We start from the raw sequence: 19,537 nt of genomic DNA on the forward strand, positions 1-19,537 counted from the left end.
TACCACAAATTACCAATTTCTTCGCAGATCGACACCATTTTACAAGATACCGCTTAACAAACACTGAAAACTGAACGGCACCTTCCACCGATTGCTCCCGCTCTGCGCGTGAACGCCAAAAAACGGCTCGCCCACCGAAGTGGATGAACCGTTTTATGTAGATAACTACTTTATTATACTCATGATAATATTTCCTTTCACGCTCGGATCCGTTAAAGAGGTAGCGGTAATCGTAACTGTTCGAGCAGTGCGGTCATTATAGATCTTGAAATCAAAAGTGTTGGGACGAGTTCCCCCGAAGGAGGAGTCGACTAAGTAATCGTTAACGCCGGTACTATCGTGACTCCAAGTCAGTCTTTCCGATCCCATTACCTCTCCGAATTGGTCCCGAACCTGGGCCATAAGCGTGACATGAGAAGTCTCCCCCGCGTATTGCGGAAACAGGAAGTACGGGTTGCTTCCCGAGATTAGGTTTATAACAATACTTGTGACTATCCTAACTATCAAGGAATGAAGTGCATCGTTAATGGCGACGGCTTTAATGGCCTTCTCTTCCAGAGTCGTTTGAGGAAGGGCCAACGCACCTTGCAGGGTGGCCCAAGTCGAAGACGTGTACGTGCTTCCGGTTAACGAACTCGCTTCATCGATGGCTTCTTGTAGCGCTATAACGATATTGAGCGCATCCTGAGCATCGTCTATCGTAGCTTGTACAGCGGTCAGCCTGGCTTCCAACGCGATCTTCGCCGTGCTGCTTGGCAAGGCCGTTACCAAACCCGATGCGGTATCCTGATCCGTTTGCGCCGTATCGATAGCGTTTTGCGCGTCGGATCCATCCCCGATTAATCCTGCTGCCGTCGTCTCGACCGCGACTACCGATGCCGTCGCTGCGATTACGGCATCCAAATCGGACTGCGCGTCGTCTATCGTTGCTTGCGCAGCGATCAGTCTGGCTTCCAATGCCGTCTTCGACGTGCTGCTTGGCAATGCCGTTACTAAGCCCGAGGCTGTATCATAATCCGTTTGAGCCGTGTCGATGGCACCTTGCGTATCGGTTCCATCGCCCGCTAGTCCACCAGCGGTCGTCTCTGCAGCCAGTACCGATGCCGTTGCGATAACGACGATATCCACTACATCCTGAGCATCGTCTATGGTGGTTTGTACAGTGACTAGTCTTGTTTCCAGTCCTGTCTTCGCCGTGCTGTTTGGCAATACCGTCACCAAGCCCGACGCTGTATCATGGCTCGTTTGCGCCGCATCGACGGCCCCTTGCGTGTCGCTTCCATCGCCCATTAATCCGTCTGCCGCCGTCTCCGCCGCAATGACCGATACCGTCGCTGCGATTACCGCATCCAAGACTGACTGAACATCATCTATCGTGGCTTGAACAACTGTTAATCTGGCTTCTAATGCCGTCTTCGCCGTACTGCTTGGCAAGGTCGACACCAATCCCGATGCGGTATCATGATTTGTTTGGGCGGTATCGATGGCTCCTTGCGTGTCGGTTCCATCGCCGATTAATCCTGCTGTCGTCGTCTCGGCTGCGCCTACCGACGCCGTTGCCGCGATTACATCATCCAGATCGGATTGCGCGTCATCTATCGCGGCTTGTACAGCCGATAGTCTAGCTTCCAACGCCGTCTTCGACGTACTGTTTGGCAAGGCCGTCACCAAAGCCGATGCGGAATCATGATCCGTTTGGGCCGTATCGATAGCGTCTTGCGCGTCGGTTCCATCGCCCGCTAGTCCGTCCGCCGTCGTCTCGGCGACCGCTACCGATCCCGTTGCGGTGACTACGATATTCACTACTGCCTGGGCATCGTCGATTGTGATTTGTACAGTGACTAGTCTTGCTCCCAGCGCTGTCTTCACCGTACTATCCGGCAAGGCCGTCGCCAAAACCGATGCGGTTTCATGGTTCGTTTGCGCCGCGTCGATAGCACCTTGCGTATCGCTTCCATCGCCCATTAATCCGTCTGCCGCCGTCTCAGCCGTCACGACCGATGCCGTCGCCGCGATGACCGCATCCAGATCGGACTGCGCATCATCTATCGTTGCTTGTACAACTGTTAATCTGGCTTCTAATGCCGTCTTCGCCATGCTGCTCGGCAAGGCAGTCACCAAAACCGATGCGGTATCGCGGTTCGTTTGGGCCGTATCTATAACGCTCTGCGTATCGGTACCATCGCCGAGCAAATCCGCCGCCACCCCTTCGGCGGTCACGACGGACGCCGTCGCCGCGATGACATCATCCAGATTCGACTGCGCTTCGTCGATTTTCGCTTGCACGTTCGCTAATCTAGTAACCAACGCCGTCTTCGCCGTGCTGTTCGGCAAGGCCGTCACCAAGACCGATGACGTATCATGGTTCGTTTGGACCGTATCGATAACGTCTTGCGCGTCGGTTCCATCGCCTGCTAGTCCGTCTGCCGTCGTCTCGGCGACGGCTACCGATGCCGTTGCGGTGACTACGATATTCACTATATCCTGGGCATCGTCGATTGCGGTTTGTACTGTGACTAGTCTTGCTCCCAGCGCTATCTTCACCGTACTATCCGGCAAGGCCGTCACTAGTGCCGATGCGGTATTATGGTTCGATTGGGCCGCATCGATGACGCCTTGCGTATCGCTGCCGTCGCCCAGCAAGCCGTTCGCTGCCGTCTCGGCAGCGACGACCGATGCCGTCGCTGCCATGACCGCATCCAGACTGCTCTGCGCATCGTCGATATTCACTTGCACGGCGGCAAGTCTCGCGGCCAATACCGTCTTCGCCGTGCTGCTTGGCAACGCCGTCACCAAGCCCGATGCCGTATCGTGCTTCGTCTGGGCCGTATCGATGACGCTTTGCACATCGGTTCCATCGCCTGCCAGTCCGTCCGCTGTCGTCTCGGCGACGACTACCGATTCCGCTGCGGTAACGACGGTATCCACTACATCCTGAGCATCGTCGATCGTCGCTTGCACGGCGGCAAGTCTCGCGGCCAATGCCGTCTTCGCCGTGCTGCTTGGCAAGGCCGTCACCATGCCCGATGCCGTATCATGGTTCGTTTGGGCCCCGTCGATGGCACCTTGCGTGTCGCTTCCATCGCTCATTAATCCGTCTGCCGCCGCCTCCGCCGTGACTACCGATGCCGTCGCCGCGATTACGGCATCCAAAACAGACTGAGCATCATCTATCGTTGCTTGTACAGTTGTTAATCTGGCTGCCAATGCGGTCTTCGACGTGCTGCTCGGCAACGCCGTAACCAAGACCGATGCAATATCATGATCCGTTTGCGCCGTATCGATCGCATCTTGCGTGTCGGTTCCGTCGCCCGCTAACTCGTCCGCACCCGCCTCGGCCGTCGCGACCGACGTCGTTGCCGCGATAAGGGCATCCCCGACATCCTGGGCGCCGTCGATTGCCGATTGCACCGCAGCAAGTCTGGCTTCCAGCGCCGTCTTCGACACGCTGTCCGGCAGATCCGTCACCGAAGCCGATGCCGCATCCTTCTTTGTCTGCGCCGCATCGATCGCGCCTTGCGTATCGGTTCCGTCGCCCGCCAGTTCGTCTGCAGCGGTCTCCGCTAAGACAACCGATTCCGTTACCACAGCTACCGCGTCCACGACATCCTGCACATCGTCGATCATCGCTTGCACGGCGGCAAGTCTGGCTTCCAACGCCGTCTTCGCCGTGCTGTCCGGCAGAGCCATCACCAAGCCCGATGCCGTATCCCGTTTCGCTTGCGCCGCATCGACAGCGCCTTGCCCGTCGGTGCCGTCGCCCGCGAGCCCGTCTGCCGCCGTCTCGGCAACCTCTACCGAAATCGTTGCCGCAAGGACGGCATCCATATCGGATTTCGCATCTCCGATAGCCGATTGCACCGTTGCCAGTCTGACTCCCAACGCCGTCTTCGCCGTGCTGCTCGGCAATGCCTCTACCAGCTCCAATGCCTCATCGTAACCCGTTACGGCCGTATCGATCGCGCTCTGCTCGTCGGTTCCGTCGCCCGCTAACTCGTTAGCAGCCGCCTCGGCAGCCGCTACCGAAGCCGTCGCCGCGATTACGGCATCCAGATCCGATTGCGCATTGTCGATCGTTGCCTGTACGACGGTCAATCTCGCTTCCAATGCCGTCTTCGCCGTGCTGCTCGGCAAGCCCGTCACCGCATCCACTGCCTCATCGTGATCCGCTTGGGCCATATCGATAGCCCCCTGCGCGTCGGTGCCGTCGCCCGTCAGTCCGTTCGCCGTCGTCTCGGCGACAACAACCGATGCCGCCGCGGCAACGACGGTGTCCACGATTTCCTGGACATCGTCGATAACAGGTTGTACCGCTGCCAGCCTTACTTGCAACGCTGTCTTCACCGTACTGTCCGGCAAGGCCTCGACTAATCCCGATGCGGTATCATGGTTCGTTTGGGCCGCGTCGATGGCCCCTTGCGTGTCACTTCCATCGCCCATTAATCCGCCTGCCGCCGTAATCGCGGCGACGACCGATGCCGTCGCCGCGATTACGGCATCCAAAACAGACTGAGTATCACCTATCAGTGCTTGTACAACTGTTAATCTGGCCGCCAACGCCGTCTTCGCAGTGCTGTTCGGCAATGCCGTCACCAAACCCGATGCCGTATCATGATCCGTTTGAACCGCATCGATGGTCTCTTGCTCGTCGGTGCCGTCCCCCGCAAGCACGGCTGCGGTCGTCTCTGCCACCCCGACCGATTCCGTCGCGTTGCTTACCGCATCCAGATCGGCCTGCGCGTCGTCTATCTTTGTTTGTACAACGGTCAATCTGGCTGCCAATGCCGTCTTCGACGTGCCGCTCGGCAAAGCCGTTATCAATTCGGAGGCGGCCTCCTTCTTCGATAGAGCTGCATCGATGGCGCTCTGCGCGTCGGTTCCGTCTCCGGCAAGTCCGCCCGCCATCGTCTCGGCGGCGACTACCGCCGCCGTTGCCGCTACTTCCTGGGCGGAAGGCCCCGAAGGCGCGGATGGACCTGACGGTCCCGAAGCTCCGCCGCCGCTTGGAGCGCTCCCTACCTTCTCCCCGCCTACGTTCGCAACCACTCCGTCTTTTACTTCCAATGTCGTCGGCTTTTTCTCGAGAGCAGATCCGTTAACGTTGATTGTTGCTTTATCAACTTGACCTGCTCCCGCTACTTTCGTAACAGCGTCTAACACCAACGCGACAATGCCAGCTTCTTTGCCGATTTCGATATTCGTATCCACGGCCGACGGCGCAACATGCAAATTCCGCACCGATCCTTCCGGAATCGAGATGCGAATCCTTTGGGATAAAACATCAACCGTTTCGAATGTGCCTGCCAGAACGACGTTGCTATTCTCGGGCAACAACTCCGAAAGCACGACCGTATCGATTCCTCTGCCGCTAGCCTCCTTATATTCCAGTATCGCACCGGATTGCAGAACGATCTCTTGGATCGTAGACGTTCCCTCTACAACGATACGAACGCTGCCGTCTTTTTTATTAACGATAACCTTGGCCAAAACCGAATTCTCGAAGTGGACGCTGTTCACGCCCCCGCCTTCTACGGTAGTGTTACCCTTTACGGTTACCCCTTTGAGACGAGCTTCTCCCTCGCCTATATCGGCGCCAAGCCGCAAATCCCCCTTGATCGCGAGGTTCTGCAAGGTGACGCCCGCGGCCTTAATCATCACACTGCCGTCAATCGCCTGATTGCCTTGAGTGGGACCGTAAGTCCCAGGCTTATCGTAGATGGTAACGATATTCCCTTTCAGCTTTAAGGCCTTGTCCAGAATGACGATAACCTCTGCCCGGGTTGCGAGTTTCAGAGGCTTGAACGTCCGATCGGCGAATCCGCCCATCACCTTCGCGTCGATGACCGCACCGATTGCCCCCTTGCTCCATTCCGGGCTATTCCTCGTATCCTCGTAATTCTGATAAGACTCCGAAGAGGATAGTTTTAACAATTTGGCCGTAATCGCCGCCAACTCTTGTCGGCTGATCTTCTCGTTCGGCTTGAAGGTTCCGTCAGGATAACCCGACATATAGCCCGCTGCCGTTGCGGTTATTGCGTCTTTGTAAAACCAATCGCTCGTTCGAACATCCTTAAATGTAGACGAAGAATCGCCAGTAATGCCGAAAGCACGATTAATTAACGCCACGACCTCCGCTCTGGAAATCGTTTGATTCGGTTTAAAGCTCCCATCCGCATACCCTTTTACTAGCCCTCTAGCTATCCATGAAGAAATCGTATCCTTTGCCCAGCTATTCTCGATATCCGATGAAGTCTTGGCAAGGGCGAACCCCGATGATGAACCGAACAGGTATACAACGGACAAAAATAAAACGATGATACCCTTTAGAGATTTTTTCAACTGGGCACTTCCTTTTTATTCTATTATTTTGGACGACATGCTCCACTAAATACTAAATGCCTAAGGTAAAATGGCGGTAAAACGACAACATATTTCAACAAAAAAAGACCGAAAGCCCTAAGGACTTTCGGATCTCGCATGATAAGTTTATTTCCCTGCGCCCACTACCGGCAACGTGAAATAAAATCGACTTCCTTTCCCCGGCTCGCTCTCTGCCCAAATCTCGCCGCCATGCGTCTCGACGATTTCCTTGGCAATCGCGAGACCGAGTCCGCTGCCTTGCGCTTCGCCTTCCTTGTAGTGTCGCTGGAAGATGTGCGTCACTTGCTCCGCCCCGATTCCATGACCCGTATCTCCTACCATGATGCAGACGGAATGCTTCTCTAACGAAGCCTGCAAAGTAATCGTGCCGTTCGGCAGGGTAAACTTGCAAGCGTTGTCGACCAGATTGGATAACACGCGCTTGATTAAGAAGGGATCCATCCAGACATCCGCATCCGTTTCGAATGGCGGAATCGCAAGCACGCATCGCCGACCGGTATATTCGATGTCTGCCGCCAATTCCTTGCCTATCTCCTCGAACCAATCATAGAAAATGACCATCCGCAAATCAGCGCTTCCCGAAGCGACCTCGCTGCGGCTTAAGGCCAAAAAATCGTCGATAAACCGATTGATATCGAGAACCTTATCATGAACGTTTCGCAAGATTCGTTCCTGATGCTCCGGCCTCGTTTCGAACTTATGGATCAGCGCTCCAATGCCGCTCTGTACATAAGAGAGAGGACTGCGAACGTCGTGCGAAATATTTTGCAGCATTTGCGAGCGGAAGGTTTCCGATACGATCAGCTCATCGTTAGCGCGTTTCAAGCTTTCCGTTCGTTCATCCACCGTTTTCTTCAAATTTACGTTCCAATCGGAGAGCGTTTGTACCAGCTCTTGCTGCGCGTTTTCTTCCTTCTTGCGCATTTGATTCATGAGCGCGTACATCAAAATCGCGATAAATATAAAGTCGCCGAGCAAACCGAATTGCGAAGCGAAACGAGTGAACGTATTATTGGGCAGCAGGCCGTAAAGCAGCAACGCTTTAGGCACGATAGCGAATAGAATAACCGGTATTTTGGGAATCGCCAGATAGAAGGCGATACGGTCCCCTTTTCTCGCGCATAGAACGACAATAACTATCGCCAAGAATAAACTGCCATACTTGAACCAAAATAAAAATTGCGCCATGCCCAGCGGATAGAAAAATAGGATGCTTATACAAATAATCGGGCAGATTACGTTCAAGAAACGGCAAATCCACTTAGCCGTTGGAGAGTCGGTGCGGGGAAACAAAATTTTCGCTAAAAATAAGGTACCGAACCAGCGACCCAGCACGTAGAAGAAATCATATACGGCGGACGGACTGTGCCATATTCCCTCTCCCATCTCCTGTCCTATCAATCGACCGGTGCCGAATAAAGGCAGCATAAACCCGTTCCAGGTTAACATGACCGTACAAAAGACCGCCACATTAAGCATATAGTACAAGTAAGCTCTATTGCGCGTATACAAGAAAAGCACGATCTGGAACACCGCAATAACCGTAATCATCCCATAGTAGAATCCATAAAACAGCAATTCATTGGACATCTTGTCGTACATAGACGACTGCGCCATTAAACGAAGCGGAATGATCATCGAACCATACGTCTCGAAGCGCATGTAAATCGTCGTTTTTTGTCCTTGCGGCAAGGTGATCTCATAGGAAGGATAAAGCCGGTTTTTCGTGATTAGCGTTTTCGTAGGATAGATATCGATTTTGTCCATTATCGAATTGATTACGGAGAGTTCCCATCTATCGTTAGAGGATTCATTGTTAATCGTGACGCGGACCCAATACGCGGATGAAGTATAACCAAAGGAGGATTTACCTCTCGCCGGTTGAAACTGATTCTGCAACTCGGGAGATTGCAAATCGTCCATGGTCCATTGTCGCTGAGCGTCTTCCAATACGTCCATTCGCGCGTTGATCGAATAACCGGATTCGTTATCCGCTAACGAAAGTTCGGATCCTCCCGTAGTTCCCATAGCGTTAATGGCGGGAGAGAACGCTACCGAGCAGAAAACATATAACATGATCATGATATACAGGATTCGCATGATCATTTTCCCCTCCGAAAGCTTCCTAGTTACTTTGAATTCTAGCAATAATTCGTAGATTTACAACCCCTTAACGCGCGTCCTTCTTTTATTCCGACAAAATTGATAAAATAAGAAGCAAAACAATATTCTCATTTTATAGAAGAGGATGTTAGCATTCATGACGGCAACCATTTTAACCGTTGACGACGATATTCAAATGCAAGAAATGCTACATTTATTTCTGACGAACGCAGGCTTCCATGTGCTGCAAGCTTATAACGGCGAACAATGCCTTGCTCATCTTCGAAGTAAACAACCGGATCTTATTCTGCTGGACATTCAAATGCCGGATATGGATGGCATCACGTTATGCCGCCGCATCAGAAGCCTGTTTCAGCTTCCGATCTTGTTTCTGACGGGAAAACTGCAGATTGAAGATAAATTAAACTCCCTGCAGTCCGGGGGTGACGATTATATGACCAAACCGTTCGATCCTCTGGAATTGATCGCCAGAGTCAAATCCCATTTGCGCTGGGGGATGCTTCTTGCAGAAACGAAGGAACCCGGCCGCAAGCTGGTCTTTCCCGGACTCGAAATCGATATGGAGCGATTGATGGTTACAGCGAACGGGAAACCCGTCATTTTGCTGGCTAAAGAGATGCATCTGCTGCTGACGCTCGCGCAAAACCAGCACAGGGTTTATCATCCGAGGCAGCTCTACGAGTTAATTTGGATCGATCCGGCTGGGTATTCGTCCGATATTATCAAAGTTCACATCAATAGGTTGCGCAAAAAAATAGAAGTCGATCCGATGACACCGAAATTCATCCACACGGTCAGAGGTTTTGGCTACAAATTCGATTCGACCGAATATTAAGCGACACTCCGCCTCTTCCGCGAGCTACACCAAAAGAAATAGAGGGGCTTCCGCCCCTCTATTTCGCTATATCAGATTCGATTTTTGCAACAATCTCTGTACCATGGTTGCAACTTCGGCGCGGGTCATATAACCCTTCGGTACTAGTAAATCCCCTTCTCTCCCAATGACAATGCCAGCCTGCACAATGTCCGCAACGCTGCTTCGCGCCCATGAGGACACTCCGCTCGCATCTTCGAACGGGTGAAGCGTAGCGTCTGCCGATTGTTCGATCAGCTTATCTTTCAGATCGGTTATCGCCATCGCCTTCGACAGAATAACCATTGCCTGTTCTCTCGTAATTTTGTCATTCGGTCGGAACGTACCGTCTTCCAAGCCGCTGATAAGCCGATGCGAATAAGCCGTACTGATAGCGCTGCTATACCAAATCTCCGACTTCACATCCGAGTATGGCGTTACTCCACTCTCCAGCTTAAGTCCTAATCCGCGTACGAGGATGGCGGCAAATTCGGCGCGGGTAATTTCTAAGTTAGGACTGAAAATCCTGTTACCCGTTCCGTAGACGACCATCCGGGACCCCATGTCGTTAACGGCATTTTTCGCCCAATGTTTCTCCGCATCGCTGAATTCGATTGGATGCCATACGACCGCATATGCGCTATTGGTTAAGCTGTTGATTTGGGCCTCGTACTTCCCGTTAATATTTCGGACCTTTGTCGGTACATGTCGTACCGATCCGTCCTGCTCAACGACGACTCCCGTCGTAATCTTGCTTGAATCGGCCTCATCCGGGATCGTAATCGTTCTCTCCACATAGGAGGCGAAATTCGTTACGTCTACGATCTTATCTCCATAAATGGCTCTCACCGTAAAGCTCAGCGGCTGAGCGACAAGCGTGAGCCGATCTTTGACTGCGGCGTTCTCCACAACCTTCAACGTATCCGCCGTCGGTATGGCAATTTCAATCCGCACCTTAATGTCTTGTAAATGAATTAATTCGCCGACTTGTTCGGATATCGCGCGGATATTGATCTGTTGAGCTGGTAGCGTGTACGTCGCATGGTCGGTTTTGAACTCCAGAACGGCTTGCTTGTCCTCCATGTTCTTCACCATTTGACCGTTCAGTTCACCAACGGTAATATCGAATCTTTGGTTGATCGGAATCGTGACTATGGCATGCTGCCCTTCCGCCGCGAGTCTCTCATCCAGCTTTTTCTGATCCACTGCGACGGTCATTACGGTGTGATTGTCTCGCTTAGAGATCGTTGCAATTCCGGCATTTTCGACTTTCCCGTTAACAAGGATATCCACGCCTTCGTTCGTTGCCGACGGTGCCGTTGGAGTCGAAGGCTGAGACGGCGTAGAGTTGCCGTTATCGCCGGATGGCGGTGCTTTCGGAACAATTGCGTTAGACTGTGCGGAAGCCGTGCTTTTCCCCGCGCTATTGATCGCTTTTACGGTAAAGGTATAGCTTGTTCCATTCGTCAATCCTGTGAGCGTAATCGGACTTGCTCCTCCGATCACGACCGCATTTCCCGGCGAAGCGGTCACTTCATATCCCGTAATCGGACTTCCGCCGTTATCGATCGGAGGCGTAAACGTAATAACAGCTTGTCCATTACCTGCTTCTGCCGTCACATTAGTCGGCGTTCCCGGTAAGGTTGACGGAGTCGCGCCGATTTGATTCGAAGCCGCGCTCAAGCCCCCCGGGTTTTCTGCTTTAACGATAAAGTAATAGGTAATGCCGTTAACCAAGTTCGGTACGCTATAGGTAGCAGAAGTTACGGTAGCAACCTCGACCATGCTGGCTTGGCTCGCATCCGTTGCCATGTAAATACGATAATTCGTCGCATCCGATACTGTATTCCAGCTCAGAGAAACTTGACGGTCTCCGCCCGCGGCCACAAGATTTTGCGGATTCGCGGGAGCATTCGGCAAGTTCACCGCTTGCGTTACGGTAAACTTTACAGGCATCAATTGATCCGCGGATACATTGACCGTTGTCGTATAAGTTCCCGCAGGCAATCCGTCTTTGGCGTGAATGTCAAAGCTTGTCGATCCGCCCCTTGTTAAAGAGGTAGAGTCTAGCTGCGTCATTACAAAATCATTGGCATTCATACCGCTAAGATTTACGGACAGGTTGTTCAAGCTTACGGTACCCGAATTCAAAATCGTGATGGATTTATTCTCCTGCGCACCTGAAATATAACCCTGAGTAAGCGCCGTTAACGTCTGATTCCCGATTGCAGCGATTGAATAGATAGGGGCCTCGGTAACCATAATGACGGCTGTTCCCGTCTTGCTGCTATCGAAATTCGAAGTAGCGGTAATCGTATAGTTCTTCGGCATTGCGTCCGCTGCGACAGTTACATTACCGGTGTTGTCCACTGCAACTTGTTCGGGATCGCTGCTTGTCCACGTTACCGTCTCATCCGCGTCTCCGACCGCATCAACCGCGACATCTAATTGCTTGCTTGTTCCTTGCATTACGTTTTCCGTACTTGGGGTGACGATGACGCTGTTAATTACCGGCGTTTCGACGACCGTGATCGTAGCTATTCCGACTTTACTGCTATCGAAAACCGAGGTGGCTTTAATCATATAATTGCCCAAATCCGCACCCGCCGCAACGGTTACTTTCCCATAGTTGTCCACCGCTACGTCTCCGTCGCTCGGTGACCATGTGACAGTCTCATCCGCTCCGCCTGCCGCATCTACCTGAGCGGTAAGTTGCGTCTCTCCGCCTCGCGCAACATTTTTGCTGCTCGGGGAGACGATGACGCTTCTAATCGCCGGAGCTTCGGTAACCGTAATGACGGCTTCTCCCGTCTTGCTATTATCAAAATTCGAAGTAGCGGTAATCGTATAGTTCTTCGGCGTTGCGTCCGCTGCGACAGTTATATTGCCGGTGTTGTCCACTGCAACTTGTTCGGGATCGCTGCTTGTCCACGTTACCGTCTCATCCGCGTCTCCGACCGCATCAACCGCGACATCTAATTGCTTGCTTGTTCCTTGCATCACGTTTTCCGTACTTGGGGTGACTGTAACACTCCTAATTTCCGGAGCTTGCGTAACCGTAATGACCGCCTCTCCCGTCTTGCTGCTATCGAAATTCGAAGTAGCGGTAATCGTATACTCCTTCAGCGTAGCCTCTGCTTCGACAGTTACGTTACCGGTGCTGTCCACTGCAACTTGATCGGGGTCGCTGCTTGTCCACTTTACCGTCTCATCCGCGTCTCCTACAGCATCTACCGTGGCTTCCAGTTGTAAGCTATTTCCTTGCGCCACATTCTCCGCGCTTGGATTGACGGTGACGCTGTTAATTGCCGGCGTTTCGACGACCGTGATCGTAGCTATTCCGACTTTATTGCTATCGAAAACCGAGGTGGCTTTAATCGTATAATTGCCCAAATCCGCACCCGGAGCAACGGTTACTTTCCCTGTGTTGTCCACCGCTACGTCTCCGTCGCTTGTTGACCAAGTGACAGTCTTATCCGCTCCGCCCACGGCATTTACCTTGACTTCGAGTTGCTTTTCTCCTCCTCTAACCATGCTTACACTGCCAGGAGTAACTGTCACACTGTTAACTCCCGGCGGTACTGCCGTAACCGTAATCGTGGCAGTTCCATATTTACTCCCGTTTACCGTCGACGTTGCCGTAATCGTATATTGTCCCGGAGCAGTATCCTCTGCTACGGTTACTTTCCCTGTTTCGCTTACTGTTACCTTGCCGTCATTGCTTGTCCATTCGACCGTCTTCGCCGCTCCCCCAACCGCAGCTACAGTCGCCGTAAATTGTTCGCTCCCTCCCTGCTCCACGCTTGCCGTAGGCGGGTTAACGGTTACGCTGTTAATAGCAGGCGGCGCTGCCGTAACCGTAATAATAGAGGTACCGAATTTACTATTATCAAAAGTTGACGTTGCCGTGATCGTATATGGGCCCGGAGCGGCATCCCCGTCAACGAGAACTTTCCCTGCGGAGCTAACCGTTACCTTGTTGTTAACGTCGTTGCTCTTCCATGTTACCGTCTTCGTTGCTCCTCCATTTTCACTGACGTTGGCAGTAAGTTGTCTTTCTTCTCCTTGAACTAAGTTTGCTGCGCTCGGGCTTACCGTTACGCGAGTTATTGAAACAGCAACAACCCTAATCGTGGCAATTGCGAACTTACTGCTATCTACCGTCGATGTTGCCCTGATCTCATATTCTCCCGGGGTAGCATCCGCCGCAATCTTTATTGTCCCTGTCTGATCTACTGTCACTTTATTGTTAGCGTCGTTACTCGTCCACATTACCGTATTCGCTGCGTCTCCTACCGTATTTACGGTCGCGATAAGCTGATCGGATTTCCCCTGGAAAATGCCTATGTTGGAAATATTGAAGGTTACGCTAATAACGGCAGGCGGCAACTGTTTCGCAACTCTAATTTGATTTGCATTTCCGCTTTTCTCTTGCCATGCTACGAACAGTTGGTTGTTCATTACTGCTGCATCTGGATTAAGTGCAGCGACTTCAGCATTTTTGTTCAGGCCGTTAGGACCGCCTCCATCAGCGCTTGTCCACTTTGTACCATCATATTTTTTAACTCGGATATGTTGGATAATAGTCAAAGCTTTTACTTCTTGCCATATCGCATATAAATGATTGTTGAATTCAGCTAATTCAACGTTAGCTGCCCTGAACCCAGAATTTATATTTAATCCATACTGATCGCCGCCGTCAACGCTTGTCCAACCGGGTTCGTCATACCTCTTAACTCGGATTTGATAATCTAGTCTATCAACATTATTTTCTTCCCATGCCACATATAGTTTATCGTTATATATTGCCAGTGAAGGTTCAACTGCAATACTTGAAGGTTTGATATTCAGACCGCCTGGGACTCCATTGTCTAAACTCGTCCAACTTACCCCGTCATACTTCTTGCCTCGAAGATGATAAGCGTCCGAATCCAATTCAGACCACATCACATACAAAGCATTATTAGATGCAATCATGCTAGGGGAGGTGGCGCCTTTGGAGTTCAATCCTGTTGAACCCTCCTCCTCGGCGCTCGTCCAATTGGTTCCATCAAACTTCTTGACTCGAATCTGCCCGTTTTCTGACCATGACGCATACAAAGCATTGCCGAGAACGGCTAGACTAGGAGCAAAGGCTGCTTTGGCAGGATCTACGTTTAATCCGTCTACATTTCCAGTGACATTCTCCCAGGCCGAGCCTGCGTTGGTATATCTACTGATCCGGATTTTATCCGCATCGTTACCATTATAAGTACCCAGTTCTTTCCATGCAGCATATACAGCCCCATTAAAGACGGCAAGAGTAGGGTTGCCTGCCATTTTAGATGCATTTATGTTAATACCATTAGGACCACTAATAGTCGTCCAAGTCGCATCTTTATACTTCCTGACGTGAATTTGATTAACATTTCTTCCGTCAACATTGTTCGTTTCCTGCCATGCTGCATAGATCTCATTATTAAACGCAACTATGGAAGGATCGTTGGCTGCTCTGGTTGGAATCACATTCACCCCGTTTGCTCCGCCGCCATCTACAAAAGTAAAGCCTCCTACCGATGCCGAAGCCATACTTCCCCCTTGGAATAATAAAGGCATCGTCAACACAAAGGCGAGCAATAGATGTACCGTTTTTCGGATACTATCGTAGGTTTTGCTTAATCTCAATTCCGGGATCAATTGTCATCTTCCTCTCGTGGTCGTAGTCGTACTTCCTAGGTCCCGCATTTTCCACCCATCATATCCGATCGCACCTTAAAAAAACCTTAAAAATCGACAATTTTCCCTATAGCCGAACAAGCCCCCATCAAATCGATGAGGGCCTGTTCCATTGCTTGGTACAACGCGTCAAACCCGTGATTCCGGAATGCGTATGACAACTTTCGTGCCGAGCCCCGGCTCGCTTTCCAGTTCCAGCGAAGTCCCGTATTCGTATTTCAGCCGTTTGTTAATATTCCGCAAGCCTACCCCTTGAACTTCGTCCCCATCGGTTCGTTCAAGCAACGTCTTCAACCGATCGGGCGCGATCCCCACGCCATCATCGGCGACAATAAACCGCCAGTGCCCAACCGTTTGCTCCGCCGTAATCGTCACCGTGCCGCCTTCCATACGATTGCCGATGCCATGACGAATCGCATTCTCGACAAGAGGCTGCAACAAAAGCGGCGGCATACGCAAGCTATTAACAGCCTCGGGGAGATCGTACTCGAAGCGAATACGATCTTTGAATCGAGCTCGCTCGATCTCCACATAAGTTCGAATGAGGCTAAACTCTTCTGCAAACCCGATGCGTTCCTCCGTATTGCTGAACCGGAAGCTCCCACGCAAGTAATCGGCTAGATCGGCAATCATTTTCCGCGCGCGCTCCGCATCCGTATAGCTTGATGCCACAATACTGTTCAGCACGTTGTACAGAAAATGCGGCTTGATCTGCGATTGCAGAAACGCCACTTCCATGTGGACCGCCCGACCGAGCGATTCCTTCATCGCGAGCAGGCTGCCGATTCTGGCCTTCAGCTCTTCCAGATCGAACGGCTTAGGCAAGTAATCGTTCGCTCCCGCTTGGAAGGCCGCCACCTTATCCTGCGGCTGAATAGCTGCCGTTACCATCAAGACGGGCAGCTCCAATAACGAATACCTTTTGCGAATTTCCTGACACACCTCATAACCCGACATGCCAGGCATCATTAGATCGAGAATAACAAGATCGATTCTGCCCCACTGATTGATCTGCTCCAGCGCCTCATACCCGTTCTTGACCGCGATGACGTGATATTCCGGAGTCTGAAGCGCATCCAGCAACACCTTGAGGTTAATATATTGATCGTCAACGATCAGTATCGTATGCTTACCGCTCTGATTCGAATGAAGTGGCGTAGCGAAAGAATATTCCGCCTCTTTGGGTACGAACGCGCTCCCGGACACGGATGACAACTCATCTTTTACTTGATTTGCGATGGGAAGCGTAATCGTAAATGTGGAGCCGACGCCCGGCGTGGAAGCAACCGAAAGCGTGCCGTTTTGCAGCTCGACCAATTGTTTGGCAATCGGCAGCCCTAATCCGAAGCCGCGGCGATTATCTCCCTCAAGCGACTTAAACGGTTCAAAAATAAAAGGAATGTCTTGGGGTTCGATGCCTTCTCCTGTATCCTGCACGGCAATTTCGAGCCTACCGCCATACTCCCTGCCGGTAATGACAATCCTTCCGTTCTCCGTATGCTTAATCGCATTGTCCAGCAAATTTCCGATCACCTGGCTCAGGCGGATTTCATCGGCTAAAGCGGAGGGCAACTCCGCAGGCACATTATTCACCAGTTGAATATGATTTTCCGTGCACAGATACGAATAGAAGCGCACTTGCACCTCTACGACAGAACGAACGTCGATTGGCTTCGGAACGATTCTCAGTTCGCCTTGCTTCAGCTTCGATAAGTCCAAAATATCGTAAACGAGCTGTGAAAGCTTCCTCATAATGTCGGTAATCAACTGAAGCTTTTCCCTTTGTTCGGCTGATGGCGGTTGCGAGGCATCATCCAGCAACGACCGGGAAATATTCATCACGCCGTGCAGCGGCGTTTTGAACTCGTGCGAGGTTCGGGCTAGAAAATCATCTTTTAGCTTATCTGCCTGCAACAATTGCCCGGACAGCTCTTCGATTTTCCGGAAAGCGTTCGAGAAACGGAGCGACATCAGCAAGCCAAGCATCAGCAGAACAAGAAAAGGTTCGATCGGGGGCAGTTCATAGATCGGCACGCCGAAGTAAACGTTCATATTCTGGTTCAGCGCCAGCGCATTCAAAGCCATGGCAGCCACGGCCAAATACCCGCTGCCCGCTACTTTGTGCAGGACCGTATACACGAATACATACGTTGCGTACAGCAACGAGACCGTAACGTATAACGACGTCAATTGACGAAACGGTCCTGTTGAAAGCTGGGAAGCGAAGCCGATATTCAGCACGGCAAGTATGACCCCTAAAGCCAACCCGCCTCGCGTGAACCACTTAAAGCAATAGGGCCGGAAAGCGGTATACACATAAAGTAAAAAGCCAACGCCTACGCCAACCGTCGCAGCCATCTGAATGCGGAAATAAAGCCAGAACGGAAACGGGCCCACCGCATCGAATAGCACTCTTTCGCCGCTAACGCTTGTAAATAAAGCGATACATATGCAAACGAAGCCGAATACCGCAAGCGAATAATCGTTTCTACGTTGAGCAAATAATCCGATGAAATATAATCCCATGATCAGGAAGGCGGTTAACCCGATCCAATCATGAGCCGTCGCTCGATCGCGAACTCCGGCAATTTGGTCGGCCTTGCCCAAGAGGAGGGATTCTCTGATCCCGCTGCCTACGTGAAATTCATAATTGGCTACCTCTACCAAAATTTCATTCCAGCCCGGTTGCAGCGTAAAGTAGCTAACATACGGTTTGTTAAGCGCTTTGTAATGTTGCTTCTCGGCCGGATTCCCGCTTGATCCGACGATTTGACCATTGACGATAAGTCGATTGGAAATCAGCACGGCAGCTGTTTTTAATCCATACACCGCGCTTGCATTATCGACTCGGAGCTGCAATCGGTAGGTTGCCATGCCGATCGTATCCATCTGCGTTGACCACGTTCCGGGAACTTGAATTATCGCATGCGCTCCCCTTGCAACAGGAGAGGAAAGGGAAGACTGATGGGATAACAGCTGATTCGGATATAACTCCCACTGCCCGTCCAATCGGATGACTCCAGCTTCTTCGAACTTCCACGCCGTTAAGTCCATTAATCCGTTCACCGCTAAAGGCAGGGGCTTCTTATGAAAATTGACGTAGGACAATAAAATTCCATAGGTTGCAAACAATAGAGAGAACGTGATCAGCGCCGCCGCAACTTTTTTTCTCATCGGACTCGCCGCTCTGTCTTGTCTTTCGTTTGTTCGAATAGCCGCAATGTCTCTTCCTCCAGCCCTGCTCCTAATTGAAAGCGAACCGCTTGTTCCAATTGCAAACAGGCCCGATAAGCCTCGTTACGATTACCTATGCTAAGATGCAGCTTGATTAACTCGCGACCGTCAATCTCGGAATCAGGGGCAAGCGACAATAGGTTTTGCATGCTGTCTACCGCTAGCGCAAAATTGCCCTGACTTCGAAAATACGCGCACCATTTACGAAGCACTCGGACAAAAGAGGCTTTAATCTCCAACTGTTTGGCGGTAGCCCAACCGAAATCGCAGCCTTCCATATATTCGCCTGTATACTTCTGATTCATTTTGACGTAAGACTTCTCATCCATTTCCTCTTCGGCCATGATGTTGCTCAGTAGCAGCTCAAATTCGGTTACATCGACGGTCGGCCCATCCATTACAGCTACGAAACCTTGATCTGCTTTGCGTATATGTATCGCAATATGGTGCTCGGCCAAGCTTTTCCTTAAATAGGACAAGCACGTATATAAATAGGTTTTCGCCTTGTTCAGATCGTATCCCGGCCATATCGCTTCGATGATCGATGCCGTATTCACGGATTTTCCCGCATAATGGATCAGAAACGCGCAAAGCTCCTTTTCCTTCTTTGTCTTCCATGTTAGCGTCTTGCTCGCATCACCCGGCAATCCAATATGGAAGCCGCCCAGACAATAGACCGTCGGGGTAATGCTATCGTTCTGACGCGCTTGATTGACAGACTCGGGTAACGATTGTTGAATGCGCGCAACCGTGTTCTGCAATCTATCTATCGTTAACGGTTTCAGCAGGTAATCGGTAGATTGAATTTCAAACGCTTCGACCGCGTATTCCGCATATGCCGTCGTGAATACGATAGGTATTCGCGGAATCATGCTTCTGATTACTCTGGCAGCTTCCGTGCCCTTCATTCCCGGCATCTGGTTATCCATGAACACTGCATCTACTGCGGAATTACCTAAAGCTTCAATCGCTTGAACCGGATTGATATACCTGCCTACTACTTTGACATTCCCAATTTGTCCAAGCAAAATTTCCAATAAATCCAGCGCATCTTCCTCATCATCAATGAGCATTACACGAATCATAGGCTCTCGTCTCCTTAACGCTTATTGCCTGTATCCCTTGCTGCACGGAGAACATGTATTCATATATTTACTATAAACAAAAAAGAGCAACAGAAATAGACTCTGAAACATGATCTTGAAAAAAGCCGCTTCCGCCATCGTCTGA

At 51.2% G+C, this 19,537-nt stretch carries 6 protein-coding genes; 1 reads left to right on the forward strand and 5 read right to left on the reverse strand.

All coding sequences use genetic code 11. The features are described 5' to 3' along the window. Window positions 1-165: 165 nt before the first annotated feature. Together HH215_RS16745 and HH215_RS16750 are read right to left on the reverse strand one after the other, a co-directional pair. Complete coding sequence (locus HH215_RS16745) at window positions 166-6,339, reverse strand: S-layer homology domain-containing protein (protein ID WP_169280948.1); 6,174 nt, start codon at window positions 6,337-6,339, stop codon at window positions 166-168. Between the two features lie 147 nt (window positions 6,340-6,486). Further along, window positions 6,487-8,481, reverse strand: coding sequence for a sensor histidine kinase (locus HH215_RS16750; protein ID WP_169280949.1), 1,995 nt, complete (start codon window positions 8,479-8,481; stop codon window positions 6,487-6,489). A 160-nt stretch (window positions 8,482-8,641) separates the two neighbouring features. Here HH215_RS16750 and HH215_RS16755 point away from each other — a divergent pair, with 160 nt between their 5' ends. After that, window positions 8,642-9,340 carry a response regulator transcription factor gene (locus HH215_RS16755; RefSeq protein ID WP_169280950.1) on the forward strand — a complete coding sequence of 233 codons (699 nt, stop codon included), beginning with the start codon at window positions 8,642-8,644 and terminating at the stop codon, window positions 9,338-9,340. A 66-nt stretch (window positions 9,341-9,406) separates the two neighbouring features. Here the strand turns inward: HH215_RS16755 and HH215_RS16760 are convergent, their stop codons facing one another. The 3 genes from HH215_RS16760 to HH215_RS16770 form a co-directional block, all read right to left on the reverse strand. Beyond that, window positions 9,407-15,034, reverse strand: coding sequence for an Ig-like domain-containing protein (locus HH215_RS16760; protein WP_169280951.1), 5,628 nt, complete (start codon window positions 15,032-15,034; stop codon window positions 9,407-9,409). A 168-nt stretch (window positions 15,035-15,202) separates the two neighbouring features. Further along, a complete protein-coding gene (locus HH215_RS16765) occupies window positions 15,203-18,247 on the reverse strand; it encodes an ATP-binding protein (protein ID WP_169280952.1) in 3,045 nt (1,014 codons plus the stop codon). Next, window positions 18,244-19,392 (reverse strand): response regulator, encoded by a 1,149-nt coding sequence (locus HH215_RS16770; RefSeq protein WP_169280953.1) that lies wholly within the window; start codon window positions 19,390-19,392, stop codon window positions 18,244-18,246. The genes HH215_RS16765 and HH215_RS16770 overlap by 4 nt, the downstream gene beginning before the upstream one ends. Window positions 19,393-19,537: the final 145 nt, after the last annotated feature.

This window comes from Cohnella herbarum, assembly GCF_012849095.1.
In the GTDB taxonomy this organism is placed as follows: domain Bacteria; phylum Bacillota; class Bacilli; order Paenibacillales; family Paenibacillaceae; genus Cohnella; species Cohnella herbarum.

Excerpts from the sequence above, each read along its gene's own strand:
- HH215_RS16750 (WP_169280949.1), bottom strand. The coding sequence starts at position 8,481 with ATGCGAATCCTGTATATCATGATCATGTTATATGTTTTCTGCTCGGTA.
- HH215_RS16755 (WP_169280950.1), top strand. The coding sequence starts at position 8,642 with ATGACGGCAACCATTTTAACCGTTGACGACGATATTCAAATGCAAGAA.
- HH215_RS16765 (WP_169280952.1), bottom strand. The coding sequence starts at position 18,247 with ATGAGAAAAAAAGTTGCGGCGGCGCTGATCACGTTCTCTCTATTGTTT.
- HH215_RS16770 (WP_169280953.1), bottom strand. The coding sequence starts at position 19,392 with ATGATTCGTGTAATGCTCATTGATGATGAGGAAGATGCGCTGGATTTA.